The sequence below is a fragment of the Sphaerisporangium cinnabarinum genome (assembly GCF_055567015.1).
This window is the reverse complement of record NZ_JBVHRG010000007.1, coordinates 123,254-146,170: the sequence shown is the minus strand read 5'-3', so window position 1 is coordinate 146,170 and position 22,917 is coordinate 123,254. Positions and strand designations below refer to the sequence as shown.

Genomic DNA, 22,917 nt, shown 5'->3' with positions numbered 1-22,917 from the left:
CCGCACCGGGACGCGCACGACCGGCCCCGGTGCTGTCTACGCTGAGCGGGTGAACCACGTGCCGGACGAGGGACCGTTCTTCCACGGGACGAAGGCCGACCTGCGGGCAGGTGATCTGCTGACCGCGGGGTTCCGGTCGAACTACCGGCCCGAGATCGTCATGAACCACGTCTACTTCACCGCGCTCGTCGGCGGCGCCGCGCTCGCCGCCGAGCTGGCGGCCGGCGACGCCGCCCCGCGTGTCTACGAGGTCGAGCCGACCGGCCCGTTCGAGGACGACCCGAACGTCACCGACAAGAAGCTCCCGGGCAACCCCACGCGGTCCTACCGGAGCAGCGCGCCCCTGCGGGTGGTCCGTGAGGTCGCCGAGTGGCCACGCCTGAGCCCCGAGGAGCTCGCGAGCTGGCGCGCGCGCCTCACGGCTCTGCGGACCGGGGAGCGCGGCGAGATCATCAACTGACCAGAGCGTGGTGCGGATGACGACCGGGCCGACGTCCCGCAGCACGCGCACACCTGCCAGGGTCGGTGACGGGCGTTCGACCTCTGTCCTGCTCGGTGCGCCTGGCCAGATTCGAACTGGCGACACCCGCTTTAGGAGAGCGGTGCTCTATCCCCTGAGCTACAGGCGCGTGGCCCCGGGTCAGGGCCGCAGCACAGCCTAGCCGTCACGGGCGCCCGGAGGCGAAGCGCCCCGGCGGCCGCCCCGGCCCCGGGGACGCGCGAGGATGGGTCGATGTCCGCTCACGACCCGGCCCAGCCCGTCCCGCCCACCCCCGACTCCCGCACGACCCCGCCCCGCCGGATCGTCCTCGACTGCGACCCCGGCCACGACGACGCGATCGCGATGCTCCTCGCGCACGGGAGCCCCGCCGTCGACCTGGTCGCGGTGACCACGGTCGCCGGGAACCAGACGCTCGAGAAGGTGACGCGGAACGCGCTCGCGGTCGCGGAGCTCGCCGGGATCGACGTCCCGGTCGCGGCCGGGTGCGACCGTCCGCTCGTCCGGCCCCGGATCGTCGCGCCGGACATCCACGGCGACTCGGGCATGGACGGGCCGGTGCTGCCCGCCCCGCGGCGCGCCGTCGACGACCGGCACGCGGTGGACCTCATCATCGAGACGGTCCTGGCGGCCGAGCCGGGCGAGATCACGCTCGTGCCGACGGGCCCGCTGACGAACGTCGCGATGGCGGCGCGCAAGGAGCCGCGGATCGTGCCGCGCGTCCGCGAGGTCGTCCTCATGGGCGGCGGGTACCACGTGGGCAACCGGACGCCGGTCGCGGAGTTCAACGTCCTCGCGGACCCGGAGGCGGCGCACGTCGTGCTCACCGAGGCGTGGCCGGTGACGATGGTGGGTCTCGACCTCACGCACCAGGCCGTCGCGACGGCGGACGTGCGCGACGGCATCGCCGCGCTCGGCACCGCCCCGGCCCGGTTCGTCGGCGAGCTGCTCGACTTCTACGGCACGACGTACCGCACCGCGCAGGGTTTCCCCTCCCCGCCCGTGCACGACCCGTGCGCGGTCGCGTACGTCGTCGACCCGTCGGTCATGACGACGCGCCGCGCCCCGCTGGACGTCGAGCTGCACGGCGGCCTGACGACCGGCATGACCGTCGCCGACCTGCGCGGCGACGAGCCCGGCCCCGAGGAGTGCCGCACACAGGTCGCGGTCACCCTCGACCACGCCCGGTTCTGGGACCTCGTGCTCGACGCGCTCGGGCGCGTCGGCGAGCCTGCCTGAGCCGGGTCGCCGACTGCTCAGGCCCCGAGGACGGCGCGGAGGAACTCCTGGGTGCGCTCGTGCCGCGGCGAGGTGAACATCGTCTCGGGGTCGGCCTCCTCGACGATGCGACCGTGGTCGAACATGAGCACCCGGTGCGAGACCTCGCGCGCGAACTGCATCTCGTGCGTGACGATGAGCATCGTGATGTCCGTCGTCTCCGCGACCTCGCGCAGGACGCCGAGCACGTCGGCGACGATCTCGGGGTCGAGGGCGGACGTCACCTCGTCGAGGAGCAGGATCTCCGGGTCCATCGCCAGCGCGCGCGCGATCGCGACACGCTGCTGCTGGCCGCCGGACAGCTGCGTGCAGCGGGCGTCGCGCTTGTCCGCGAGCCCGACCTGCTCGAGCAGCTCCTCCGCACGGACCGTCGCCTGCGCTCGGGTGAGGCCGAGCACGTGCATCGGCGCCTCGATGATGTTCTCCAGCACGGACATGTTCGGAAAGAGATTGAACTGCTGGAAGACCATCCCGACGCGGCGGCGGATCGGCCTCCGACGCTTCTCGGGGATCGCGACCCGCTTCCCGTTCCGCATCTCGTGCGTGTACGGGTCGCCGTCGACGAGGATGATCCCGCCGTCCGCCTCCTCGAGGGTCATGAGGAGCCGCAGGATCGTCGTCTTCCCGGACCCGGAGGGTCCGATGAGCGTGACCCGGTCGCCGCGCGCGACGCGGAAGTCGAGCCCGTCGAGCACGGTGTTGTCGCCGAAGCTCTTGACGACGCCCCGGAACTCGATCATGGGAACCACGTCGGGGTCGCCGGAGACCGTCCGAGCGGGGGACGTCGCAGGTACCGGCGCGCGGGCACCCTCGGGGGCAGTGGTCTCAGGCAAGGCGATTCTCCAATCTGCGGACGAGGAGCGATGTCGGGTAGCTCGCCAGGAGGAAGAGCAGGCCGACCATCGTGAGCGCCTCGGTGTAGACGAACGTGCGGGCCCCGAACTGCTGCGCGGCAGTGAACATCTCCACGACGCTGATCGCGAAGAGGAACGGGGTCTCCTTGAACATGGAGACGGCGTAGTTCCCCAGCCCCGGCAGCGTCTTGCGGATCGCCTGCGGCAGCACGACCGCGCGCCACACGCGCGGCCGAGGCAGGTCGAGCGCCTTCGCGGCCTCCCACTGGCCGCGGGGGACGGCGTCGATCCCCGCCCGGTAGACCTCCGACATGTAGGTCGCGTAGTGCACGCCGAGCACCGCGCAGCCGACCACCAGCGCCGGGGCGCCCGGCAGCATGAGGTAGACGAACACGAGCTGCACGAGCAGCGGCGTCGACCGGACGAACTCCACGACGAGGCCCACCGGGGCGCTGACCCACCGCGACGGCGAGCGTCGCACGAGCGCGACGACGAGGCCGAGCACCGCGGCGATCGCCGTGCCGACGACCGTCGCGAGCAGCGTGACGCGAAAGCCCTCCAGGATCGGCGGGAGCGCCTGGGCGGCGCGCTCCCAGCTCCAGACGTCGCTCATGCGGCACCTCCCCTCGCCGTGGCGGGGACCGGTGCGAGACGGAGCACCTCACGAAGAGACGGTCCGCGGCCGAGCCGGTGCTTCGCCCGGACCTCGAGGGCGTTCATGCCGAGCGTCAGCGCGTAGGCGAGCGCGAAGTAGACGAGCAGACCCACGGAGTAGGAGAAGAACGTGTCCTGCGTGCTGCGGCGGAGCTGCTCGATGAAGTAGTTGACGTCGTGCAGCAGGATGTAGGTGGCGAGGGCAGACCCCTTGAGGAGCTGGATCAGCAGGTTGGTCAGCAGCGGGATCATGAGCGCCCACGCCTGAGGCAGGATCACGCGGCGCAGCCGGTGCACGGGACCGAGGTCGAGCGCGACCGCCGCCTCCCACTGCCCGCGCGGCACGGCGTTGATCGACCCGCGGACCACCTCGGCGCCGTACGCGCCGTAGTTGAGCCCGAGCGCGAGGATGCCGCACGCGAGGGACTCCATGCGGAAGCCGAAGACCGGCAGGACGTAGAAGAGCCAGAAGAGCTGGACGACGAGCGACGTGCCGCGGAAGAACTCCACGACGACGCGTGACGGGCCACGGACCCACAGGCGGTGCGCACGCGAGCCGAGACCGAGCAGCAGCGCCAGGACGAGAGCGAGCGCGGCACCGCCCAGCGTGAGCTGGAGGGTGACCAGCACGCCCTCGCCGAGCCGCGGCAGCGCGTCGAGCAGCGTGCTGAGGTTGTCGGACACCCGGCGTCCCTCAGGAGTCCGCGCCGAGCTCCGGGGCGAGCTCGGTGGCGAGGGCGTCGAGGTCGCCGGCGCAGAGCTTCTCCGTGGTGAGGCCCTCCACGGGACGCTCGGACGCGGTGAAGCCGAACTCCCCCACGATCTCCAGATAGCGGTCCTCGTCGGCGACGATCTCGGCGAGCTTCTCGTTGTACGCCTCGAGCAGCGCGGTGTCGCTCGTGCGGAAGACCGTCCCGCCGGCACCGATCTGGGGGACGCCGTCGATCTCGGCGACGAACGACTCGGTGACCTCGACCGGGGCGTCGGAGCTGTCCGCGAGGTGGTTGAGCGAGATGCCGGTGAGGGCGAAGGCGTCCGCGCGCCCGGCGACGACGGCGTCGAGGCCGTCCTGCGGCGAGCCGACCTCGAGGTTCTCGATGCCGAGCTCTCGGGCGTAGTCGCCCTCGATGGCACCCGTCATCGTTGCCAGCCGGACACCCGCGTCGGCGGCGGACTGCATGTCCGTCAGGCCGTCAGGGTTCCCCGCGGGCGTCATGAACGCGGTGGTGTACATGAACTCCGGCTCGCTGAAGGCGGCTTGCGCGCAACGGTCCGGGAGGATCGACATCCCGGCGCTGACGGCGTCGAACCGGTTCGCGGTGAGCCCCGGGATGAGGGAGCCGAACTCGGTGTTCACACCCTCGACCGTCTCGATCCCCAGCTCGGCGAAGATCGCGCGGTGGAGCGCGACGGTCGCCCCGGTGAGCTCCCCACCCTCCTCGTAGCTGTAGGGGGCCTCCCCGGCGAAGCCGACGGTGATGGTGCCGCGGTCCTGGAGCGCCTCCAGCGCGCCGCCGTCCGCGGACGCGGTCCCGGGCTCGCCGGCGCCACCCCCGTCGACGCTCGTGCAGGCCGCGGTGGCGGCGAGGAGGACGACGGTGCCGGCACCCAGCAGGGCGCGGCGCCGGTGCGCGGTGGTTCGCGTGGAAGTCATGGTTCCCTTCGTGCCCGTCGACGCCGGGGCGTGACGGTCATGGCTGGTTGGACGGTCGACCACGTTAGCCTTCTGTCGACCGTTCGACAATCGAACGGTCAGAGCGTCTGATTGTCTACAATCGGTGCCCACGTGCGCGTTCGTCCGATCGAGCGTCGCCGACAGGGGATGATGTGATACCCGATCGTGACCTCGATCGACCGCACGACCACGACCTCGGAGGGAGAGAGCCGATGAGCCCGGCCTCGCGCGCACCGCTCACCGCACCGTTCCTCTCGCCGGTGACCCGACCCTCGACGGTCGACCTCATCGCGCGCGAGCTGCGCGACGCGATCTACTCCGGCGCGCTGCGCGTCGGCTCACCCATCCGCGAGGTCGAGATCGCCGGGCAGCTCGGCGTGAGCCGCGGCCCCTTCCGCGAGGCGGCCCAGCGGCTGGTCCAGGAGGGCCTGCTCACCGCGACGCCGGGACGCGGCCTGAGCGTCGTGACCATCGGGCGCGACCGCATCCCCGCGCTCTACGCCGCGCGCACCAGCGTCGAGACCGCCGCGGCGCGGCTCGCCGTCGCCCGCGCCTCCGAGACCGACGTCGCGTCCGTCCGCACCGCGTACGACGCGCTCGTCACGGCCGGAGCCTCCCAGGACCCTCGCCGCATCGGCGACGCCGACCTCAACCTGCACTGGGCGCTCGTCGCGGCGGGAGGGAACCCGTGGCTCCTGCGGTGGATGACCACCCTCATCGTCGAGGTGCGCGTCGCCAGCTTCACCGTGAGCGACGAGTACGCCGTGCGTGCCGACTCGGCGGCGTCCCACGAGGAGATCGTGACCCGCCTCGAGCAGCGGGACGCCGACGGCCTGGTCACGGCGATCACCGCCAACCTGGACGCGGCGGTCGCGCGGCTCACCGCCCCGCAGGACGCCGACGTCGAGACGCTCGAGGAGCCCCACCCCGTCCCGCCGCCGCGCCTCGACCCCATCGAACCGACCGGCCTGCTCTGACCCGCACGCTGCGGTCGCGCGGGTCTGATCAGCGAGACACGAAGACGACGCGGTACCGCGTGCCCGTCTGCGAGACCTGCCACTCCCCGACGTCTCGCACGCTGCCCGCGGGGATCTCGGGCGCGTACGTGTCACCCTCGACCACGGTGTCGATCTCGGTGACCACGCACCGGTCCGCGTCGGCGACGGTCGCGGCGTAGAGCTGGGCGCCGCCCATGACCCACACCTCGTCGGAGCCGCTCGCGCGGGCCGCGGCGCGAGCGTCCGCGAGCGCCGCGTCGACCGACCCGGCCACGCGCACGGGCGCGCCGCCCTCGCCGGCGGGGCGGCCGCCGTCGGGCACCCATGCCTCCTGGCGCGTGACGACGACGTTGAGGCGCCCCGGCAGGGGCCGGAACCGCGGCGGGAGCGAGTCCCACGTGCGGCGGCCCATGACCACGGGGTGGCCCGACGTGACGCGTCGGAAGTGCGCGAGGTCCTCGGGCAGGTGCCACGGCATGGTGCCGCCCGCGCCGATGACGGGCCGCCCGGCGGCGTCGCGCGCCTGGGCCCAGATCAGTCCCAGCATCAGACCGCGATCGGCGCCTTGATCGTCGGGTGGTGCTGGTACCCGACGACCTCGATGTCCTCGTACTCGTAGGCGTCGATCGAGTCGCGGGGCGCGAGGCGCAGGGTCGGGTACGGGTACGGGTCGCGCGTGAGCTGCTCGCGCACCTGCTCGACGTGGTTGTCGTAGATGTGCACGTCGCCGCCGGTCCAGACGAAGTCGCCGACCTCGAGGCCGGTCTGCGCGGCGACCATGTGGACGAGCAGCGCGTACGACGCGATGTTGAACGGCACGCCGAGGAACAGGTCTGCCGAGCGCTGGTAGAGCTGGCACGACAGCTTCCCGTCGGCCACGTAGAACTGGAAGAACGCGTGGCACGGCGGCAGCGCCATGTTCTCGATCTCCCCGACGTTCCACGCGGAGACGATGTGCCGCCGCGAGTCGGGGTTCGCCTTGATCTGCTCGATCACCTGCGCGACCTGGTCGACGTGGCGGCCGTCCGGCGTCGGCCACGAGCGCCACTGCACGCCGTAGACGGGTCCGAGCTCGCCGTCGGCGTCGGCCCACTCGTCCCAGATGCGCACGCCGCGCTCCTGCAGCCAGCGCACGTTCGAGTCGCCGCGCAGGAACCACAGCAGCTCGTACGCGACGGACTTGAGGTGCACGCGCTTGGTCGTGACGAGCGGGAAGCCCTGCGCGAGGTCGAACCGGAGCTGGCGGCCGAACACGCTGCGCGTGCCGGTCCCCGTGCGGTCGCCCTTGGGCGTGCCGTGCGCGAGGACGTCGCGCAGGAGGTCCTCGTACGGGGTGGGCACGGGCCCGGGCGCGCTGCCCGACGGCGCACGCTCGCCCTCGGTCGCCACGGCAAGGGTCGAGGAGGGTGCGTCGGGGGCCACGGTCGCCAGTGTCGGTCGTCGCCACGGGGTGGGTCAAACACCGCGGCCGGCCAGTCCCCACGTCGACGGTCCGCGACCTCGCGGCCTCGCGGTCGGCGTGACGCACGTCATGTCACGCGACGACGTCCGGATCGGTCGGAGGGGTAGGGACGTCGGAGAGGCGCCCACAAGCACCAGGAGGCTCGTGATGGAACGGATCGTCGTCGTCGGCGGGGGCTACGCCGGGTTCACCGTGGCCCGGGAGCTCGAGAAGGACCTGCGGCGCGAGCTGCGGCGCGGCGAGATCGAGCTCGTCCTGGTCGACCCCCGCCCGTACATGACCTATCAGCCGTTCCTGCCCGAGGTGGTCGCGGGCTCGGTCGAGGCACGCCACGCAGCGGTCTCGCACCGACGCCACCTGCGCCGGACGCGCCTCGTCGACGGCACGGTCACGCGCATCGACCACGCGGACCGCGCGGTCGTCGTGCAGCCCCGGTCCGGTCCGGCGTACCGGCTGCCGTACGGCACCGTGGTCGTCACCGCAGGCGCGGTGACGCGAGTCTTCCCCGTCCCGGGCGTCGCAGAGCACGCGATCGGCCTCAAGCACGTCGAGGAGGCCGTCGCCGTCCGAGACCGCCTGCTCACGTCGTTCGACCGTGCCGCGAGCCTGCCGCGGGGTCCGGAGCGCGAGCGCCTGCTCACCGTGACGTTCGTCGGCGGCGGGTTCTCCGGGGTCGAGGGCTTCGCCGAGCTCCTGTCGCTCGCGCACGACCTCCTGCACCTCTACCCCGAGATCGCGGCGCCCGAGGTGCAGTTCCACCTCGTCGAGCGGAGCCCACGGATCCTGCCCGAGGTCACCGACCGCCCCGGCCGCTGGGTGGTCGGCCGGCTCGAGGCCCGCGGGGCGCACGTCCACCTGGGCGCCGGGCTCGAGTCGGCCGAGGGCGGCGTCGTCCGGCTCTCGACCGGGGAGGAGTTCGCCTCGGGCCTCCTCGTGTGGACGGCGGGGAACGCCGCGAACCCCGTCGTCGCGACGCACACCGACCTGCCCGTGGATGCTCGGGGGTACGTCGTCACGCGAGCGGACCTCCGGGTCGGCACCGGCGACGAGCTCGTCCCGGACGCCTGGGCCGCGGGAGACGGGGCAGCCGTGCCGGATCTCTCGACCGCCCGACCGGGTGCGCTCACCGTGCCCAACGCGCAGCACGCCGTGCGGCAGGGGCGACGCCTCGCGCGCAACCTGGTCGCCGTCCGACGTGGGCGCCGGACCCACCCCTACCGGCACGGCAGCCTCGGTGTCGTGGCGACGCTCGGGATCGGGACGGGCCTGTTCGAGTACCGCGGGCTCGTCGTGCGCGGCGCGCTCGCCTGGCTCGCGCACCGCGGGTACCACGTGCTCGCGATCCCCACCTGGGAGCGGAAGGTCCGGGTCCTGGCGGTCTGGCTGACCGCGGCGATCTTCGGGCGCGACGTCGTCTCGCTCAGCGCCGTGCAGCGTCCGCGCGCCGCGTTCGTCGCAGGCGTGCCGCGGGCGGACGTCGGCTCCACCGAGGCGAGCACCGCCGGGCACGCCGACGCCGCGGCACGGGCTGCGGCGACGCACGGCGACGAGCCGGCTCGCGTCGCCTGAGGCGGTACGCGGCCGCGCGTCAGCCCGCGGCCGCGTAGCCGCCGAGCTTCTCCGGGTTCACCTGGAGATACACGTGCTCGATCCCGCGCGCCGTCACGTCGAGCGACACCAGGGCGAACGGCGCGTCGTCGACGACGACGAGGAGCGCGGGGCGACCGTTCGCCTCGACGACGTGCACCACGGCGTCCGCCCAGTACTTGCGCCACACGTTGTCGAGGAACAGCGACACCCGCGCGAGTCCGACGAGCTCGACGCGCGACGCGTGCACCTTCCCGCCGCCGTCAGGGCGGGCGACCACGTCGTCGGCCAGGTACCGCTCGAAGCGGGCCAGGTCGCCGTCGTGCGCGGCGGCCACGAACTCGTCGAGCAGCCGACGGTGCTCTCCGGGGTCGACCGGGACCGCCGGGCGCGCGCCGAGCCGCTCCCGCGCCCGACGCGCGAGCTGCCGGGCGTTCGCCTCCGTCAGGTCGAGGATCTCCGCGACGCGCCGGTACGGGTAGTCGAACGCCTCGCGGAGCACGTAGACGGCGCGCTCGACCGGCCCGAGCCGTTCGAGCAGCACGAGGGTCGCGATCTCGAGCGCCTCGGCCCGCTCCGCGCCCAGGGCGGGGTCGTCCGAGGTGTCGACGGGCTCGGGGAGCCACGGACCCACATACGTCTCGCGGCGCGCACGGGCGGACGTCGCGGCGTTGATCGCGAGCCGCGTCACCGTCGTCGTGAGGAACGCCGCCGGGTTCCGCACCACGGACCGGTCCGTGCCCTGCCAGCGGACCCACGCCTCCTGCACGACGTCCTCCGCCTCCGTCGCGCTGCCGAGCATGCGGTAGGCGATGCCGAAGAGCCGGGACCGGACGCTCAGGAACGCGTCGAGAGCCCCCTCGTCCTCCCGGACGACGGGGCTCTCGGGCGTTCGTGGGCCGAGACTCATGCCGCCACGCTACGACGCGGACCAGGCTCGCGCGGCCCTGCCGCACGACGACGTCACGCGACGCGCTCCGCGTGCTGCGCGAAGGTCGTGGCACCTCGCAGGGACTCCCCCCGGGGCACGAGCGCGTCCTCGACGAGCTGCGCCCCGAAGTAGGTCGCCTCCGGGTCCGCGACCACCTCCCGGTCGTCGCCCTGCGCCGCGAGCGCCTCGCGGACGAACTCGTCGAAGCGGAACCGCTCCGGCCCCGCGAGCTCGACGACGTCCGCGAGCGGCACACCCGTCGCGACGTCGGCCACGGTGCGCGCGACGTCCGCCGAGGCGACGGGCTGGAACGCGACGGGCGGGATGTGCACCACGCCGCCGACGGTCGCGCCGTCCGCGATGGAGCGCGCGAACTCGAAGAACTGCGTCGCGCGCACGACCGACCACCCGTGCCCGGAAGCACGCACGAGCCGCTCCTGGGCGACCTTGGCCCGCAGGTAGCCGGCGTCGGTCCGGTCCGTGCCGACGATCGACAGGACGACGTGGTGCCCGATCCCGGCGCGGGCCTCCGCGTCGAGGAGCGTGCGGGTGGACGTCTCGAAGAACCGCAGGACGTCGTCGTCCGCGAACGACGGCGAGTTCGACACGTCGACGACCACGTCCGCACCCGCGAGCGCCTCGTCGACACCCGCGCCGGACAACGTGTCCACGCCGGTGCTGGGCGCGGCGACGACCACCTCGTGCCCGGCGTCGCGCACGTCCTGCACGACCTGGCTCCCGATCAGCCCGGTGCCTCCGACGACGACGACTCTCATGATGTCTCCTCTCTCCGGCGCGGCGGGTGCCGCGCATCACCCTCACGACCGGACGACCGTCCCCGGTGTGACAGGCACGCGCGCGCGGGAATCGCGCGCGCCCGCCGCACGTTCCCCGGAGGGCGGACGCCCCGACGCCGCGACCCGACGAGTGCGAGGATTCACGCATGACGACGCAGCCTGCCGAGAGCTCCCTGAACGCCGCCGACGAGGCCGCGCACGACGTCCCCGCGCCGTCGCCCGCCCCGGCCGACGCGCTGTGGGTCGAGCGCACGGGCACCCGCACGTACACGGGCCGGTCGGCGCGCGGCGCCGAGGTCTCGATCGGCCCGGCGGGCGAGGGTGCGGTGTTCACGCCCGGCGAGCTGCTGAAGATCGCCCTCGCCGCGTGCGCGGGCATGAGCACGGACCGCACGTTCGCCCGCCGCCTCGGCGACGACTACGCCGTGACGATCCACGTCCAGGGCGACAAGCTCCTCGAGGAGGAGCGCTACCCGAAGATCACGGGCACGTACGACATCGACCTCACGTCGCTCGACGACGACGCGCGCGACCGTCTCGTCACCGTCGCCGCGCGAGCGATCGACAAGGCGTGCACGGTAGGACGGACGGTCAAGGCCGGCGCCGAGGTCGAGTACCTGTTCCAGCCGGAGGGTGCCGGCCGCGAGGTCGAGACCCAGGCCTGACCACGGGATGACGGGAGGCGCCATGGCGCACCAGCAGGACCCCTCGAGAAGCCCCGTGCCGCGCGGCGGCGCGCCCGAGTACGGGACCCCGCCCCGGGAGCCCGGGCGCAGGGACCTGTCGACGCAGGACGCGGTCGAGTGGTCCGCCTACCGGCCGACCCCGCTGCTCGACGCCGCGCTCGACAAGGCCGTGACCATCCCGTCGCACGTCATCCGGGCGCACGTCGACTCGGTGCGCCGTCGCAACCCCGAGGCGAGCCCTGCGCAGATCGTCCGGATCCTCGAGCGCGAGTACCTGCTCGTCATCCAGACGGCGGGCGGCGCCGTCGGCGCGGCGGCCGCCTTCCCTGCGGTCGGGACGGGGGTGGGGATCGCGCTGACGTCGAGCGACGTCGCGACGTTCTTCGCGTCCTCGGCGGCCTTCGCGCTCGCCGTGGCGGACGTGCACGGCATCGCGGTGGACGACGTCGGCCGCCGTCGGGCGCTCCTGCTCGCCACGGTGCTCGGCGAGAAGGGCGCGCGCGACGTCGAGCGCGCGACCCAGGGGTCCGGCCTCGCGTGGGGCAAGGTGCTCCTCACGAGCATGCCCGCCGGGACGCTCGTCAAGGTCAACAAGGCGCTCGGCAACCGGTTCCTGCGCACCCAGCTCGCGAAGCAGTCCGGGCTCGCGCTCGGCCGGCTCGTGCCGTTCGGCGTCGGTGCCGTCGTGGGCGTGGCGGGGGCGCGGGCGCTCGGGCACGGCGTGATCGCCCAGTCGCGGCGCGCGTTCGGTCCGCCGCCGTCGGTGTTCGGCCGGCTCCTCGAGGTCGTGGAGTCGCCCGTGCAGGACGCGTCGCCGCGGCTCGTCCCCGTCCCCGAGGACGCGGGACCGCGCCGCCGTCGTCGGCTGCTGCCGGGGCGGGGGCGTCGCGACCGCTCCCCCGCCCGCGACGCCGAGTGACGACCCGGGGCGTGCGGCGCGTCGCCGTCGCGCGCGAGCTCGACGTCGACGCGTCCGTCGCGTTCGCGTGGGTCGCGGACCCGCGGACCCATCCGCGGTTCATCCCCCTCACGGTGATGACGACCCCGGCGGGCCGGGGCCCCGAGGTGGGCGACCGGTTCACCATGGTGAGCGGCCCGCTCGTCCGCCGCACGGGCCGCGGCTTCCCGGACCGCATGGTCGTCGAGTCGCTCGACCGCCCGTCCGTGGCGGCGGGCCGCCCGGGCAGCACGCGGATCCGCAAGCTGGGTCCGGCGCTGCTCGGCGACGCGGGCTTCGAGGTCGTACCGCTCGGCACGGGCCGCTGCCGGGTCGTGTGGTGGGAGGAGGCCTACCTCGCCGGGCCTGTCCCCCGCGGGGTCACCGCGCCCCTCGTCGGGGTCGCGCTGCGCGTCATGATGCACGTGTCGCTGCGCCGCCTCGACGCGCGTCTGCGCGCCCGCCGGTAGGTCGCCGGCGGCCCGCCGCCCCGCGGACGCGACGGACCCGGGGCCGCGCCGCACCGACCAGCGCCGGTGCTGCGCGACCCCGGGTCCGCGGTAGGGGAGGTCAGGCCGTCGGCCCGTCCTCGACCGGCGCGTCCTCCACCGGAGCGTCCTCCACCGGGCTGCCCGACGGCGCACGGTCGCCCGCAGCGGTCGCCGTGGCACCCGGGGCTGTGCCGGGCGTGGCATCGGGCACGGCCGGGCCCGCGAGGATCAGGTAGAGCTCGCGGCGCGTGCGCTCGAGGAGCTCCGCCGCGGCCGTCGTCTGCTCGTCGGTGCCGGTGCGGGCGACCTGGTGGACCGCCGCAGCCACGGCCTCGACGCCCGCGCGCAGCTCGCGCCGCGGGCGGCCGCCGCGACCGGCGGCGTCGGCGAACGGGTCGCCCAGCTCACTGGCGTGCTCCGCGACGTACGCGGCGCCCGCCTCGGTGAGCGTCGCGAGGCGGCGCCCGCCGTCGGCCGAGAGCTCGACGAGCCCCTCGTCCTGGAGCAGGTTCAGCGCCGGGTAGACCGCGCCCGGGCTCGGGCGCCACTGGCCCTCGCTGCGCTCCGCGATCTCCTGGATGACCTGGTACCCGTGCATGGGCTGCTCGGCGAGGAGCAGCAGGACGGCGGCGCGGACGTCTCCGCGGCCGGCGCGCCCGGGGCCGCGACCGCGGCCCCCGTGCCGGCGACCGCCGTGACCCGGCCCGAAGCCGGGACCGCCCGGGCCGAACCCGGGGCCTCCCGGTCCGGGGCCGAACCCGCGACGCTCGTCAGCCGGGCCGCCGGGGCCGAAGCCTCGGCCGCCGTCGGCCGGTCCGCCGAACCCGCGCCCGCCACCGCGGCGGGCTCCGCCGCGGCCACGGGGGCCGTCGCCGCGGAACCACGCCGCGTCGTCGGGCACGGGCGGGAAGCCGTCACGACGACGGCGGTCCGGGCGCGGCCCGGGTCGCTCGCCGAACGGCTGGGACATGTTCTGGACGTTCTCCGGGGTCGTGCCCCGGTGCTGGTGTGCGTGGTGCATGAGTGGTGTCTCCTGTGCGTGTGATCGAGGGCTCCGGGTGATCCGCGGAGCGTGGCGGGCCGGTCCGGCCGCGCGGTCGTCGCGAGCCACGTGGTGGGCTCAGCGATACGGTAACGATATATCGATAGAATATCGCTGTCAACGCCCTCGTCGCTCGCGCGCCGTCCCAGGACGTGCACACCTCCCGGACGTACGCTGACTTCCAGCAGCCAACCGGCAGCCCACCAGCAGCACCGGACGCATCCCCCGTCCGGCACCCACCCGGGCCGCACCACCCCGGCGGCCCGGCTCCCGCGAGGAGGCGGCGATGCGCCCAGGCCAGCCCCGGCACTACCTGATGTGCCGGCCGACGTACTTCACCGTCAGCTACGAGATCAACCCCTGGATGGACCGGCACACGCCGGTCGACACCGCGCTCGCCGTCGCGCAGTGGGAACGCCTGCGCGACACCTTCCGCGACCTCGGCCACACCGTCGAGACGATCGACCCCGTCCCCGGCCTCCCGGACATGGTCTACGCGGCCAACGGCGCGACCGTCGTCGACGGCCTCGTGTACTCCGCGCGCTTCACCCACCCCGAGCGGGGGCCCGAGGGCCCCGCCTACCTCAAGTGGTTCGCCGACCACGGATACGTCACCCACCTCGCGGAGCACGTCAACGAGGGCGAGGGCGACCTCCTGGTGGCGGGCGACGTCGTGCTCGCCGGCACCGGCTTCCGCACCGACCGCGCCGCGCACGCCGAGGCCGCGGCCCTGTGGGGCCGGGAGGTCGTGACGCTCGAGCTCGTGGACCCGCGGTTCTACCACCTCGACACGGCCCTCACGGTGCTGCGCGGCAACGAGGGCAGCACCGGCGCCCCCGTGCCCGAGGACGGCGCGCGCCCCGCCGACGCCGCCCACCCCGCGCTCACCGGCCCGCCGCCCGTCGACGTCGTCTACCTGCCCGCCGCGTTCTCCCCCGCCGCCCAGGAGGTTCTGCGCGAGCGCTACCCCGACGCGCTCCTCGCGACCGAGGAGGACGCCGCCGTGCTCGGGCTCAACGCCGTGAGCGACGGGACGCACGTCGTGCACTCGCCGCGCGCGGACCGGCTCGCCGGGGCGCTGCGCGAGCGCGGCTACGAGACGGTCGCGGTGGACACGTCGGAGCTCCTGCGCGGCGGGGGCGGGGCGAAGTGCTGCACGCTCGAGGTCCGCGAGCCCGCCGTCCATGCCCCGGCGCCGTCCGGGAGCGCGTCGTGACCGCCCAGGAGGTCCGCGCGTCGGGCGGCGGCACGGGCGGGAGCCACGCCGAGGGCCGGCTCGACGGCGGCCGTCGGGGTGACGGCAGCGGCGGCGGCGCGCTCGCGCACAACTACCACCCGCTGCCCGTGACGGTCGCGAGCGCCGAGGGGTCGTGGGTCACCGACGTGACCGGTCGCCGCTACCTCGACCTCCTCGCGGGGTACTCGGCGCTCAACTTCGGGCACCGGCACCCCGCGCTCGTCGACGCCGCCACACGCCAGCTCGGCCGCGTCACCCTCACGTCGCGGGCGTTCGACCACGACCTCCTGCACCCGTTCGCCGAGGCGCTCGCCGCGCTCGTCGGGCCGCTCACCACGGGCGGCGAAGACTCCCTCGTGCTCCCGATGAACACGGGCGCGGAGGCCGTCGAGACCGCGATCAAGACGGCGCGCAAGTGGGGCTACGACGCCAAGGGCGTGCCCCCGGGCGAGGCGACCGTCGTCGTCGGCTCCGGGAACTTCCACGGCCGCACGACGACGATCGTGTCGTTCTCCGACGACCCCGACGCCCGGCGCGGGTTCGACCCGTACACGCCGGGGTTCCGGCTCGTGCCCTACGGCGACGCCGACGCGGTCGCCGCCGCGATCGACGACACGACCGTCGCGGTGCTCCTGGAGCCGGTGCAGGGCGAGTCCGGCGTCGTCGTGCCGCCCGACGACTACTGGCCGCGCCTGCGCGCGATCACGACCGCGCGGGACGTGCTCCTCGTGGCCGACGAGATCCAGTCCGGCCTCGGGCGCGCCGGTGCGACGCTCGCGACCGAGACGTGGGGCGTGCGGCCCGACCTCGTGACCCTCGGCAAGGCGCTCGGCGGCGGGATCGTGCCGGTCTCGGCCGTCGTCGGACGGCGCGACGTGCTCGAGGTGCTCACGCCCGGGACGCACGGCAGCACGTTCGGCGGCAACCCGCTCGCGTGCGCGGTCGGGCTCGCCGTCGTCGAGCTCCTGCGCACGGGCGAGCCGCAGCGGCGGGCGCGCGAGCTCGGCGCCGGGTTCCAGGACCGTCTCGCCGGGCTCGTCGACGCGGGCCTGCTCGACGACGTCCGTGGCCTCGGCCTGTGGTCGGGCCTCGACCTCGACCCCGCCCGGGGGACGGGACGCGACCTGTGCGAGGCGCTGCTCGCGCGCGGCGTCCTCGCCAAGGACACGCACGGCTCGACCATCCGCCTCGCTCCCCCGCTCACGATCACGACCGAGGATCTCGAGACCGGGCTGTCCGCCCTGGAGGACGCCCTGACGGACCTGGCGCGGGGTCGGTAGAGTCCGGAGGGTGACCACGCCCGAGCCCACCGCACCCGGTACCACCACCCTCGCGTCGTCCCTCGACGACCTGCGTCGCGCGTACGCCGACCTGCAGGCGCTGGGGCTGAAGCTCGACCTGACGCGCGGCAAGCCCTCAACCGAGCAGCTCGACCTCTCCGAGGCCCTGCTCGCGCTCCCGGGCGAGGGTGTGCACACGGACGCCGACGGCACGGACGTGCGCAACTACGGCGGCCTCGACGGGCTGCCGCAGCTCCGGCGCATCTTCGCCGAGCTGCTCGGCGTGCCCGTCGAGCAGCTCCTCGCGGGCGGCAACGCGAGCCTCACGCTCATGTACGACACGCTCGCGTACGCGACGCTCTTCGGCGTGCCCGGCTCCGAGCGTCCGTGGGGCCGCGAGGAGAAGGTCCGCTGGATCTGCCCCGTGCCCGGCTACGACCGCCACTTCTCGGTGTGCGAGGCGCTCGGCATCGAGATGGTCACCGTCCCCGTGACGGCGGACGGCCCCGACGCCGCGGCCGTCGCCGCGCTCGTCGCCGACGACCCCACGATCAAGGGCATGTGGGTCGTGCCGACGTACGCCAACCCGGACGGCTCGGTCGTCACCGAGGAGGTCGCGCGGGCGCTCGTGTCCGTGCCCGCCGCCGCCCCCGACTTCCGCATCCTCTGGGACAACGCGTACGCGCTGCACCACCTCACCGACGACGAGGTGACGAGCGCCGACGCGATCGGGCTCGCCGCGGACGCCGGGCACCCCGACCGTGTGATCCTCTACGCCTCGACGTCGAAGATCACGTTCGCGGGCGCCGGCGTCGCGTTCCTCGCGTCGTCCCCCGCGAACGTCGCCTGGTACAAGAAGCACCTGTCCGCCCAGTCCATCGGCCCGGACAAGGTCAACCAGCTCCGGCACGCGCTGTTCTTCGGCGACGCCGACGGCGTGCGCACCCACATGCGCAAGCACCGCGACATCATCGCCCCCAAGTTCGACGCCGTGACGCGCATCCTCGCCGACCGTCTCGGCGGCACGGGCGTCGCGTCGTGGACCGAGCCGAAGGGCGGCTACTTCGTCAGCCTCGAGGTCGTGCCGGGCACCGCGTCGCGCGTCGTCGAGCTCGCGAAGGCCGCCGGCATCGCGCTCACGCCCGCGGGCGCCCCGTTCCCCTACGGCCAGGACCCGGAGGACAAGGTCCTCCGCCTCGCCCCGACCCTCCCCCCGATCGAGGAGGTCCGCGTCGCGATGGACGGCGTCGCGACGTGCGTCCTCCTCGCTGCCGCGGAGCACGCCGCGAAGTAGCCGGTCCCCCTCCCTCCCCCTTCCTCCGCCGAGCAGGCGGTCGTGGCGCGTCCCGGTCTCCTGACGCGCCACGACCGCCTGTTCGACTCTCGGGCGCCCGATGCGGCGTCAGCGTCTCGTCCTGGTCTTCCGTGTCCTTCTCGGCGCACGATGGAGAGACGTGCACGACCGATGAGTTCTGCCGACCCGGGCGGTCGGTGGGTGCGTGGGTGACCCGGAGGTTCCGGGCGGCCCGTCGGCAACGGCCAGGAGGGGACATGACCGAACCTGCACGCGGCGACCTCGCCGTCGAGGCACGCGGCCTCGTCAAGCACTTCACGACCGGGAAGTCGGTGACCAAGGCGGTCGACGGCATCGACCTCCTCATCCCGGAGGGCACCGTCTTCGGCGTCCTCGGGCCGAACGGCGCGGGCAAGACGACCGCCGTCCGCATGCTCGCGACGCTCCTGCGCCCCGACGCGGGGACGGCGCGCGTGCTCGGCCACGACGTGGTGCACGACGCCGACAAGGTGCGGTCCGTCGTCGGGCTCACCGGGCAGTACGCGTCCGTGGACGACGACCTCACGGGCACGGAGAACCTCGTCATGCTCGCGCGGCTGTACGGGTTCCTCGGGGGCACGGCGCGCGGTCGCTCCGCCGAGCTCCTCGACGCGTTCGGGCTCGGGGACGCGGGCGACCGCCAGGTGAAGACGTACTCGGGCGGCATGCGGCGGCGGATCGACCTCGCGGCGAGCCTCGTCATGAGCCCGCGCGTCATCTTCCTCGACGAGCCGACCACCGGCCTCGACCCGCGCAGCCGCAACCAGGTGTGGGACATCGTGCGCGTGCTCGTCGCCGACGGCGCGACCGTGCTGCTCACGACCCAGTACCTGGAGGAGGCTGACCAGCTCGCCGACCGCATCGCCGTGATCGACCACGGCAAGGTCATCGCGGAAGGCACCGCGACCGAGCTCAAGCGCTCGGTGGGCGAGGGTGCGGTCCACCTGCGCCTCGCGGACGCGACGCAGCGGGGCCGGGCCGCGGAGGTCGTGGGCGCGCTGCTCGGCACCGACATCACCCTCGCGAACGACCCGTACGCCTTCACCGCGCGCGTGCCCGACGACGGCGCGGCGGACGTCGCGCGGATCCTGCCCGCTCTCGGCGACGAGGGGATCGCGGTGCCCGAGTTCACGCTCGGCCAGCCCAGCCTCGACGAGGTGTTCCTCGCGCTCACCGGCCAGCCCATGGACGACGACGAGACGATCGAGGAGGTGGCCTGATGGCCGCGGACCCTACGACCACAGCCGCGGAGCTGCGCGCGCCCGAGGCGAACGCGCTGCGGGCGGCGGTCGCGCTCGAGCGGCGACCGGACCGCCCGTCCCCCGTCTCGGCGACCCTGACGTACACGTGGCGCGCGCTGCTCAAGATCAAGCACGTGCCCGAGCAGCTGTTCGACGTCACGGTCTCGCCGATCATCTTCACGCTGATGTTCACGTACCTGTTCGGCGGCGCGCTCGCCGGCGACGTGCAGAGCTACCTGCAGTTCCTGCTGCCCGGCATCCTCGTGCAGGCGGTGCTCTTCACGACGATCTACACCGGCTACACGATGAACACGGACATCAGCAAGGGCGTGTTCGACCGGTTCCGGTCGCTGCCCGTGTGGCGGCCCGCGCCGATCGTCGGCGCGCTGCTCGGCGACACCGTGCGGTACACGATCGCGTCGGTCGTGACCCTCGCGCTCGGCCTCGTGCTGGGCTTCCGCCCGCCGGGCGGCGTCGTCGGCGTGGTCCTGGGGATCGTGCTGCTGCTCGTGTTCGCGTTCGCGCTGAGCTGGGTGTTCACGGCGCTCGGGCTCGTCCTGCGCTCCCCCAACGCCGTCATGGGGACGTCGATGCTCGTGCTCATGCCGCTCACGTTCGCATCGAACATCTTCGTCGACCCGTCGACGATGCCCGTCGTGCTCCAGCGCTTCGTCGACGTCAACCCGGTCACGCATCTCGTCACCGCGGTGCGCGGGCTCATGGCGGGCGAGCCCGCGACGGAGGGGATCGTGTGGGTCCTCGTGGCGTCGGTCGTGCTCACCGCGATCCTCGCGCCGATCACCATGCGGCTGTACCGCAACCGGAGCTGACCTCCCGCGCGGCACACCCGCCGGGGCGCCGCCCTCGGGTGTGCCGGCGGCTCAGCCCTCCGGGGCCGCCGGCGCGTCGTCCTCGCACTTCTTGGTCACGACCATGACGGGGCACGCGGAGTGGTGCAGCACCGCCTGGCTCGTGGAGCCCAGCAGCAGGCCGCGGAACCCACCACGCCCGCGCGAGCCCACGACGATGAGGTCGGACGCCGTGGAGAACTCCGTGAGGAGCTCGGCGCCCGTGCCGTCGAGCACGATGCGCTTGATCGTGAGCCCGGGGTGCTCCGCCTCGTGGCGGTCGATGATGACGTTGAGCCCTTCGGTGACGTCCGCGAGCACCTGCTCGTGGTCGATCGACGCCGGCAGCCACGCGAGCAGGCCCGCACCGGCACCGACCGGCACGCCCGCGACCGCGACGAGCTCGGCGTCCCACGCGCGGGCCTGGCGGATCGCGTGCCGCAGCGCGATCTCGGCGGACGGCGACCCGTCCACCCCGACGACGATCCGGCGCAGGTCCCGCACCGGCGGCAGCTCCTGGACGCCGCCCTCGTCGTCCTTCCCGCCCGCGCGGTACGGCACGACGACCGTCGGGCAGTGCGCGTGCGCGGGCAGCGCGGAGGAGACCGTGCCGAGCAGCCGCTCGGTGAAGCCACCACGGCCCCGGGTGCCGACGACGACGAGCGCGTGCTCGCGCGACATCTCGACGAGAACCCCTGCGGCGTCGCCGGTCGTGACGGTCGCCGTCGTGCGGACGCCGGCGCCCTCGGCGCGGGCGCGAGCCTCCTCCAGGACGGCGCGCGCGCCCTCCTGGATGGCCGAGTCGTCGAGGGCCGCGTAGCCGCCGTCGAGCGAGGCCGCCGTGAACGACGGCAGCGAGTAGGTGCACACGATGTGGAGCGGCCACCCGACGCGCAACGCGTACGCCGCGGCCCAGTCCAGGGCGTGGAGGCTCGGCGCCGAGCCGTCGACACCGACGAGGACGGATTCCGTGCGGGTCATGAGCGACTCTCCTCTCGACGGCCCGGTGCCATCGGACGACCAACCTAGCCGAGACCAGGCCCGGCCGTCCGTCTGCCACGAGTCACGAACACGTCAAGAATGCCACGAACCCCGCCCGCTCGCGCAGAGTGCGAGCGGACGGGGTTCGTCCAGCCAGTGACCGCAGGGGTCCTGATCGGGTGAGCGATCAGGCCACGCGGATGAAGGTGGGGTTCGACTGCCAGATCTGGCGGAACTGGACCGACTTCCCGGGGCGCGGGGCGTCGATCATCATGTTGTCGCCCGCGTAGATGGCGATGTGGCCCGGCGTCCAGATGAGGTCGCCCGGCTGCGCCTGGTCGCGCGACACCTTGGTGCCGACCGAACCCTGGGCGCCCGACGTGCGCGGCAGGTTGATGCCGACCTGCGCGTAGACGTAGCTGGTGAAGCCCGAGCAGTCGAAGCCGTCGGGGGTGGTGCCGCCGTAGACGTACGGCACGCCCACGTAGCGGGCCGCGATCGAGACGATCGCCGAGCCGTGCGCCGACGCGGGGGCGCCGACCGACGCCTCCTGCTGGGCCGGGGCCTGGGCCTCGTCGGACGAGGACGACTGCGTGGACTGGCGCTCCTGCGTGCGGCTCGTCTGCGTGGTGCGGACGGGCTCGGGCTCGGGCTCCGGCTCCGGCTCGGGGGCCGGGGTCACGGTGACCGGGGCCTCCTCGATGGTGAACGCCGCGTCGGCCGCGACGGTCACGGCCGGTGCGGCCTCGAGGGCCTGGCGGGCCTGCGCGGTGAGCGCGCTGAGGTCGACGGCGTTGAGCTTGCCGGACTCGTTGTCGACCGGGGCGGCCGTCGCGGGGGCGGCGGCGCCGATCATCGAGACGATGAGGCCGGAGGACGCGGCGACGACGGCGGTACGACGACCGACGCTCGACATCTGGTCCGATGCGGCCTGGGCGATGGTGCTGAGTGGCGTCACGGGACGCCGCGCCGCGCGGTGGCGGGCGCGAGTCGTGCTCACGGTCACTGTTGCCTCTCCTGGACGCCTGCGAGGTCAGCTGTCGGGTTCGGGTGGAAGAGTCACCCGGCCTGGCGGACCGAAGTCCGTCGGGCTTCACCCCAAGGGCGCTGTCTCCAGCACCCGGAAGTGGGTCCCCCGTCCCTGTCATCGGGTCGTCGTGGGCCTCTCGCGGTGACAGGGTTAGGCGTTCCGCGCGAGGTCTCCGCCAGATGGGTATCCCGACGGAGCAGGACGACCGTACAGGAGCCCTCGGCAAAAGTCACGTTCCCATCACGACGGAACGCCGCTCTCCGCATCACCGCAGGTCACGGCGTTCCGGCCGATGAACGGACGGCTATCCGCGGGCGACGAAGAGGTGGCGCGCGACGTCGTCGGGCAGGTCGAGGACGACCGGCGCGCCCTCGCCCTGCACGGTGACCCCGCCGGCCGGCGCGGGACGCACGACGAGCGTGCGGCGCGGCAGCACCCCGGCCTGGACGAACCGGGCGAGGAGATCGACGTCGACCTGGACCGGCTCGGCGATCCGCTGGAGCACGACGCGCGCCTCGCCCCCAGCGAGGCCGTGCTGGGCGAGGTGGACGGGGAGCGAGACGACGCCGTCGAGGAAGTCGACCTCGTCGAGCTGCTCACCGAGCTCCGGCAGGCCCGGGATGGGGTTGCCGTACGGGTCGAAGTGCGGGTGGTCGAGCAGCCCGAGGAGACGCTCCTCGACGAGCTCGCTCATCACGTGCTCCCAGCGGCACGCCTCGGTGTGCACGTACTCCCAGTCGAGCTTGATGACGTCCGTGAGGAGCCGCTCGGCGAGCCGGTGCTTGCGCATGACGCGCGTCGCCTTCTCGTGGCCCACGGGCGTGAGCTCGAGGTGGCGGTCGCCCGTGACGACGACGAGCCCGTCGCGCTCCATGCGCGCGACCGTCTGCGACACCGTGGGCCCCGAGTGCCCGAGGCGCTCCGCGATGCGCGCGCGCAGCGGGACGATGCCCTCTTCCACGAGCTCGTAGATCGTCTTCAGATACATCTCGGTGGTATCGATCAGATCGGTCACGTCACGCTCCCAGTCGCTCGTCGGCTCGGGGCGCCCGGTCGTCGCAGCCACGGGGCGCCTG

General features: G+C 73.9%; 24 protein-coding genes, 1 tRNA gene and 1 riboswitch. Of the genes, 12 read left to right on the top strand and 13 right to left on the bottom strand.

The window, feature by feature from the left end:
- The first annotated feature begins 49 nt into the window (after nucleotides 1-49).
- The gene (gene arr, locus ACZ4MO_RS11965) at nucleotides 50-460 is read left to right on the top strand and encodes an NAD(+)--rifampin ADP-ribosyltransferase (RefSeq protein WP_175008956.1); all 411 of its coding nucleotides are present in this window, start codon (nucleotides 50-52) and stop codon (nucleotides 458-460) included.
- 96 nt (nucleotides 461-556) lie between these two features.
- Here arr and ACZ4MO_RS11960 read toward each other — a convergent pair.
- Nucleotides 557-629, bottom strand: a tRNA-Arg gene (locus tag ACZ4MO_RS11960).
- Nucleotides 630-733: 104 nt separating this feature from the next.
- Between ACZ4MO_RS11960 and uriH the strand changes: the two genes are divergently transcribed.
- Nucleotides 734-1,738 carry a uridine-preferring nucleoside hydrolase UriH gene (uriH, locus tag ACZ4MO_RS11955; RefSeq protein WP_175008957.1) on the top strand — a complete coding sequence of 335 codons (1,005 nt, stop codon included), beginning with the start codon at nucleotides 734-736 and terminating at the stop codon, nucleotides 1,736-1,738.
- Nucleotides 1,739-1,755: 17 nt separating this feature from the next.
- On the opposite strand, the gene ehuA is transcribed toward uriH, so the two are convergent.
- The 4 genes from ehuA to ACZ4MO_RS11935 form a co-directional block, all read right to left on the bottom strand.
- Nucleotides 1,756-2,517: an ectoine/hydroxyectoine ABC transporter ATP-binding protein EhuA gene (ehuA, locus tag ACZ4MO_RS11950; RefSeq protein WP_175008958.1), complete on the bottom strand. Its 762-nt coding sequence runs from the start codon at nucleotides 2,515-2,517 to the stop codon at nucleotides 1,756-1,758.
- 85 nt (nucleotides 2,518-2,602) lie between these two features.
- A complete protein-coding gene (gene ehuD / locus ACZ4MO_RS11945; RefSeq protein ID WP_175008959.1) occupies nucleotides 2,603-3,244 on the bottom strand; it encodes an ectoine/hydroxyectoine ABC transporter permease subunit EhuD in 642 nt (213 codons plus the stop codon).
- A complete protein-coding gene (gene ehuC / locus ACZ4MO_RS11940; protein WP_175008960.1) occupies nucleotides 3,241-3,969 on the bottom strand; it encodes an ectoine/hydroxyectoine ABC transporter permease subunit EhuC in 729 nt (242 codons plus the stop codon). Before ehuC ends, ehuD begins: the two co-directional genes overlap by 4 nt.
- A 10-nt stretch (nucleotides 3,970-3,979) precedes the next feature.
- Nucleotides 3,980-4,939: a transporter substrate-binding domain-containing protein gene (locus tag ACZ4MO_RS11935; protein WP_175008961.1), complete on the bottom strand. Its 960-nt coding sequence runs from the start codon at nucleotides 4,937-4,939 to the stop codon at nucleotides 3,980-3,982.
- Nucleotides 4,940-5,172: 233 nt separating this feature from the next.
- Between ACZ4MO_RS11935 and ACZ4MO_RS11930 the strand changes: the two genes are divergently transcribed.
- Nucleotides 5,173-5,937 (top strand): GntR family transcriptional regulator, encoded by a 765-nt coding sequence (locus ACZ4MO_RS11930; RefSeq protein ID WP_051028107.1) that lies wholly within the window; start codon nucleotides 5,173-5,175, stop codon nucleotides 5,935-5,937.
- A 28-nt stretch (nucleotides 5,938-5,965) separates the two neighbouring features.
- Here the strand turns inward: ACZ4MO_RS11930 and ACZ4MO_RS11925 are convergent, their stop codons facing one another.
- Nucleotides 5,966-6,505 carry a dihydrofolate reductase gene (locus ACZ4MO_RS11925; RefSeq protein WP_186810429.1) on the bottom strand — a complete coding sequence of 180 codons (540 nt, stop codon included), beginning with the start codon at nucleotides 6,503-6,505 and terminating at the stop codon, nucleotides 5,966-5,968.
- Nucleotides 6,505-7,380 carry a thymidylate synthase gene (locus ACZ4MO_RS11920; protein ID WP_499278956.1) on the bottom strand — a complete coding sequence of 292 codons (876 nt, stop codon included), beginning with the start codon at nucleotides 7,378-7,380 and terminating at the stop codon, nucleotides 6,505-6,507. Before ACZ4MO_RS11920 ends, ACZ4MO_RS11925 begins: the two co-directional genes overlap by 1 nt.
- A 187-nt stretch (nucleotides 7,381-7,567) precedes the next feature.
- On the opposite strand from ACZ4MO_RS11920, the gene ACZ4MO_RS11915 reads away from it, so the two are divergent.
- The gene (locus ACZ4MO_RS11915; RefSeq protein WP_175008962.1) at nucleotides 7,568-8,989 is read left to right on the top strand and encodes an FAD-dependent oxidoreductase; all 1,422 of its coding nucleotides are present in this window, start codon (nucleotides 7,568-7,570) and stop codon (nucleotides 8,987-8,989) included.
- A 19-nt stretch (nucleotides 8,990-9,008) separates the two neighbouring features.
- Here the strand turns inward: ACZ4MO_RS11915 and ACZ4MO_RS11910 are convergent, their stop codons facing one another.
- Together ACZ4MO_RS11910 and ACZ4MO_RS11905 are read right to left on the bottom strand one after the other, a co-directional pair.
- Nucleotides 9,009-9,917: an RNA polymerase sigma-70 factor gene (locus ACZ4MO_RS11910; RefSeq protein ID WP_175008963.1), complete on the bottom strand. Its 909-nt coding sequence runs from the start codon at nucleotides 9,915-9,917 to the stop codon at nucleotides 9,009-9,011.
- 53 nt (nucleotides 9,918-9,970) lie between these two features.
- Nucleotides 9,971-10,714, bottom strand: a complete 744-nt coding sequence (locus ACZ4MO_RS11905; protein ID WP_085387411.1) for an SDR family oxidoreductase — start codon at nucleotides 10,712-10,714, stop codon at nucleotides 9,971-9,973.
- Between the two features lie 167 nt (nucleotides 10,715-10,881).
- On the opposite strand from ACZ4MO_RS11905, the gene ACZ4MO_RS11900 reads away from it, so the two are divergent.
- From ACZ4MO_RS11900 to ACZ4MO_RS11890, 3 genes are read left to right on the top strand one after another with little or no spacing between them, the layout of a single operon-like run.
- Entirely contained in the window at nucleotides 10,882-11,400 is a 519-nt protein-coding gene (locus ACZ4MO_RS11900) for an OsmC family protein (RefSeq protein WP_175008964.1), read from the top strand.
- Nucleotides 11,401-11,422: 22 nt separating this feature from the next.
- The gene (locus ACZ4MO_RS11895) at nucleotides 11,423-12,340 is read left to right on the top strand and encodes a hypothetical protein (RefSeq protein ID WP_255437212.1); all 918 of its coding nucleotides are present in this window, start codon (nucleotides 11,423-11,425) and stop codon (nucleotides 12,338-12,340) included.
- Between the two features lie 11 nt (nucleotides 12,341-12,351).
- Complete coding sequence (locus tag ACZ4MO_RS11890; RefSeq protein ID WP_186810430.1) at nucleotides 12,352-12,828, top strand: SRPBCC family protein; 477 nt, start codon at nucleotides 12,352-12,354, stop codon at nucleotides 12,826-12,828.
- 100 nt (nucleotides 12,829-12,928) lie between these two features.
- Here ACZ4MO_RS11890 and ACZ4MO_RS11885 read toward each other — a convergent pair whose 3' ends face one another.
- Nucleotides 12,929-13,870 carry a PadR family transcriptional regulator gene (locus ACZ4MO_RS11885; RefSeq protein ID WP_255437213.1) on the bottom strand — a complete coding sequence of 314 codons (942 nt, stop codon included), beginning with the start codon at nucleotides 13,868-13,870 and terminating at the stop codon, nucleotides 12,929-12,931.
- A gap of 241 nt (nucleotides 13,871-14,111) precedes the next feature.
- Here ACZ4MO_RS11885 and ddaH point away from each other — a divergent pair, with 241 nt between their 5' ends.
- From ddaH to ACZ4MO_RS11860, 5 genes are all read left to right on the top strand, one after another.
- Nucleotides 14,112-15,107: a dimethylargininase gene (gene ddaH, locus ACZ4MO_RS11880; RefSeq protein ID WP_342779583.1), complete on the top strand. Its 996-nt coding sequence runs from the start codon at nucleotides 14,112-14,114 to the stop codon at nucleotides 15,105-15,107.
- Complete coding sequence (gene rocD / locus ACZ4MO_RS11875) at nucleotides 15,104-16,408, top strand: ornithine--oxo-acid transaminase (RefSeq protein WP_175008966.1); 1,305 nt, start codon at nucleotides 15,104-15,106, stop codon at nucleotides 16,406-16,408. Before ddaH ends, rocD begins: the two co-directional genes overlap by 4 nt.
- Nucleotides 16,409-16,418: 10 nt before the next feature.
- Complete coding sequence (locus ACZ4MO_RS11870) at nucleotides 16,419-17,702, top strand: aspartate aminotransferase type Ic (protein ID WP_175008967.1); 1,284 nt, start codon at nucleotides 16,419-16,421, stop codon at nucleotides 17,700-17,702.
- Between the two features lie 257 nt (nucleotides 17,703-17,959).
- Complete coding sequence (locus tag ACZ4MO_RS11865) at nucleotides 17,960-18,961, top strand: ATP-binding cassette domain-containing protein (protein ID WP_175008968.1); 1,002 nt, start codon at nucleotides 17,960-17,962, stop codon at nucleotides 18,959-18,961.
- Nucleotides 18,961-19,812 carry an ABC transporter permease gene (locus ACZ4MO_RS11860; RefSeq protein WP_074808135.1) on the top strand — a complete coding sequence of 284 codons (852 nt, stop codon included), beginning with the start codon at nucleotides 18,961-18,963 and terminating at the stop codon, nucleotides 19,810-19,812. The genes ACZ4MO_RS11865 and ACZ4MO_RS11860 overlap by 1 nt, the downstream gene beginning before the upstream one ends.
- Before the next feature lie 51 nt (nucleotides 19,813-19,863).
- Here the strand turns inward: ACZ4MO_RS11860 and ACZ4MO_RS11855 are convergent, their stop codons facing one another.
- The 3 genes from ACZ4MO_RS11855 to ACZ4MO_RS11845 form a co-directional block, all read right to left on the bottom strand.
- Complete coding sequence (locus ACZ4MO_RS11855; RefSeq protein ID WP_175008969.1) at nucleotides 19,864-20,811, bottom strand: universal stress protein; 948 nt, start codon at nucleotides 20,809-20,811, stop codon at nucleotides 19,864-19,866.
- A gap of 187 nt (nucleotides 20,812-20,998) precedes the next feature.
- Nucleotides 20,999-21,811 carry a C40 family peptidase gene (locus tag ACZ4MO_RS11850; protein WP_499278951.1) on the bottom strand — a complete coding sequence of 271 codons (813 nt, stop codon included), beginning with the start codon at nucleotides 21,809-21,811 and terminating at the stop codon, nucleotides 20,999-21,001.
- A 7-nt stretch (nucleotides 21,812-21,818) separates the two neighbouring features.
- A riboswitch (cyclic di-AMP (ydaO/yuaA leader) is annotated at nucleotides 21,819-21,979 on the bottom strand.
- Between the two features lie 166 nt (nucleotides 21,980-22,145).
- A complete protein-coding gene (locus ACZ4MO_RS11845; protein ID WP_499278994.1) occupies nucleotides 22,146-22,829 on the bottom strand; it encodes a metal-dependent transcriptional regulator in 684 nt (227 codons plus the stop codon).
- Nucleotides 22,830-22,917: the final 88 nt, after the last annotated feature.

Bases quoted from the DNA above. Each gene is read 5' to 3' on its own strand.
- uriH (WP_175008957.1), top strand. From the start codon at position 734: ATGTCCGCTCACGACCCGGCCCAGCCCGTCCCGCCCACCCCCGACTCC.
- ehuA (WP_175008958.1), bottom strand. From the start codon at position 2,517: ATGATCGAGTTCCGGGGCGTCGTCAAGAGCTTCGGCGACAACACCGTG.
- ehuD (WP_175008959.1), bottom strand. From the start codon at position 3,244: ATGAGCGACGTCTGGAGCTGGGAGCGCGCCGCCCAGGCGCTCCCGCCG.
- ACZ4MO_RS11935 (WP_175008961.1), bottom strand. From the start codon at position 4,939: ATGACTTCCACGCGAACCACCGCGCACCGGCGCCGCGCCCTGCTGGGT.
- ACZ4MO_RS11930 (WP_051028107.1), top strand. From the start codon at position 5,173: ATGAGCCCGGCCTCGCGCGCACCGCTCACCGCACCGTTCCTCTCGCCG.
- ACZ4MO_RS11925 (WP_186810429.1), bottom strand. From the start codon at position 6,505: ATGCTGGGACTGATCTGGGCCCAGGCGCGCGACGCCGCCGGGCGGCCC.
- ACZ4MO_RS11915 (WP_175008962.1), top strand. From the start codon at position 7,568: ATGGAACGGATCGTCGTCGTCGGCGGGGGCTACGCCGGGTTCACCGTG.
- ACZ4MO_RS11910 (WP_175008963.1), bottom strand. From the start codon at position 9,917: ATGAGTCTCGGCCCACGAACGCCCGAGAGCCCCGTCGTCCGGGAGGAC.
- ACZ4MO_RS11905 (WP_085387411.1), bottom strand. From the start codon at position 10,714: ATGAGAGTCGTCGTCGTCGGAGGCACCGGGCTGATCGGGAGCCAGGTC.
- ACZ4MO_RS11900 (WP_175008964.1), top strand. From the start codon at position 10,882: ATGACGACGCAGCCTGCCGAGAGCTCCCTGAACGCCGCCGACGAGGCC.
- ACZ4MO_RS11895 (WP_255437212.1), top strand. From the start codon at position 11,423: ATGGCGCACCAGCAGGACCCCTCGAGAAGCCCCGTGCCGCGCGGCGGC.
- ACZ4MO_RS11885 (WP_255437213.1), bottom strand. From the start codon at position 13,870: ATGCACCACGCACACCAGCACCGGGGCACGACCCCGGAGAACGTCCAG.
- ACZ4MO_RS11865 (WP_175008968.1), top strand. From the start codon at position 17,960: ATGACCGAACCTGCACGCGGCGACCTCGCCGTCGAGGCACGCGGCCTC.
- ACZ4MO_RS11860 (WP_074808135.1), top strand. From the start codon at position 18,961: ATGGCCGCGGACCCTACGACCACAGCCGCGGAGCTGCGCGCGCCCGAG.
- ACZ4MO_RS11855 (WP_175008969.1), bottom strand. From the start codon at position 20,811: ATGACCCGCACGGAATCCGTCCTCGTCGGTGTCGACGGCTCGGCGCCG.
- ACZ4MO_RS11845 (WP_499278994.1), bottom strand. From the start codon at position 22,829: ATGTATCTGAAGACGATCTACGAGCTCGTGGAAGAGGGCATCGTCCCG.